Source organism: Streptomyces sp. NPDC031274, from assembly GCF_055570235.1.
In genome coordinates this window covers 1-1460 of the sequence record NZ_JBVIHP010000208.1, presented here as the reverse complement: position 1 = coordinate 1460, position 1460 = coordinate 1, and the positions used below count along the sequence as shown (strand labels likewise).

Genomic DNA, 1460 nt, shown 5'->3' with positions numbered 1-1460 from the left:
GTGCGGCCGCCGGGGCCTGGCCCTGCTGCAGCCCGAGCCGCCGCTGCTGCTGCTCGGCGATCTGCTGGCCGAACGGCACGCCCTGCCCGAGCGTACGCACGCTGATCGCGCGCCCCTGCGTCGAGTTGGGGTCACCGGGCGCGGCCTCGGCGGGCAGCGGCTGCGCCGCCCGGGCCTGGGTACCGCGCTCGGGCGGGAGCGCGACGCCCCTGCCGGGTGTGTGGACGCCCCGAGCGGGAGTGCCTTCGCCGTACGTGGTGGCCTGCGAGGGAACACCGGCGGGCGGGGTCCCTTGCGCGTCCCCGGCAGGACCGGCAGGACCGGCAGCCGCGGGCGCCGCAGGAGCAGCAGGTGCCCCCGGTGCGGCGGACGCGGCGGGTGCCTGCACCGGAGCCTGCGCCTGGCCCTGCCCCTGTGCCTGCCCCGGTTCCGTACGCGACCGGCGGCGACCCGTCGGCGTCTCCGCCGGGTGAGGCTGCGGCGGGGTGTGGTCGTCGGCCGGATGGTGCAGGGCCGCTTCGTGCTGCCCCGTGTCGTCCTGGTCCGCGGATGCGGGCGGCAGCGCGAAGACACGCCCGCTGGGAGCCTCCTCGGCGGCGGCCCGCTCCTTGGCGGCGGCCAGCGCACGGCGGCGCCGCCCGGTCGGCCTGGGCGAGGCCTCGCCCGCATCACCACCGGTGGCAGCCGAACCGGCGACAGCCACAGCTGTCCCGGCCGCCCCGGAACCCCCGGCCCCGGAGCCCCCGGCGGCAGCGCCCTCCTGCCCGCCACCGCCCGAAGGCAGCGCGGGCGGCAACGCCAACTGCTCGTCGTTCCGTCGTGCCCGCTGCCCGGAAGCGGCAGGGGCCACGGCCCCCGCGGGAACCGGCACGCCCTGCGGCGGCACCGTCTCCCCCAGAGCCGCCGACCCGGCCGCGTGCTCGGCAGCGGTCACAACGGAGCCCACGGAGCCCACTGAGCCCGCGGAGCCCACTGAGCCCGCGGATCCCTCCGCGGCGCTGGGCCGCCCACGACGCCGTCCGGTACCACCGGAAGCCTGCGAACCCTCGGCCCGCGCCGGCGCCTCCGGAGCAACCGGCACCCCGGCCGAAGCGGAAGCCGAAGCGGAAGCCGAAGCCGCGGCCTCGGCGGCGGCCTGTGCCTCCGCCGCACGTCGCCCACGACGCCGCCCGGTCCCGCTGGGCGAAGCCCCGCCTGGCGGAACCCCGCCTCCGGAGTCGGCGCCCTCAGGCGCGGCACCTCCCGAGGTGGCACCTCCCGAGGTGGCACCCCCGGGAACCGCACTCTCCAGGAACGAGTCCACCGAAGGCCCGGCAGCCCGCCGAGCCCGTCGGCGCCCGCCACCCGTGGTGGGCGAAGCCTGCGCGGGCACCACGACCGAAGAGCCGACGGAGCCGCCCGGCGCCTCGGGGGCGGCGGAAACCGCGCCGCCACCCGCACCGATCGGTACTTCGAGAACG

At 79.0% G+C, this 1460-nt stretch carries 1 pseudogene; it reads right to left on the bottom strand.

The features are described from left to right. Positions 1–946: pseudogene (locus tag ACZ5CR_RS45035) on the bottom strand (hypothetical protein); the annotation flags it as partial. Positions 947–1460: the final 514 nt, after the last annotated feature.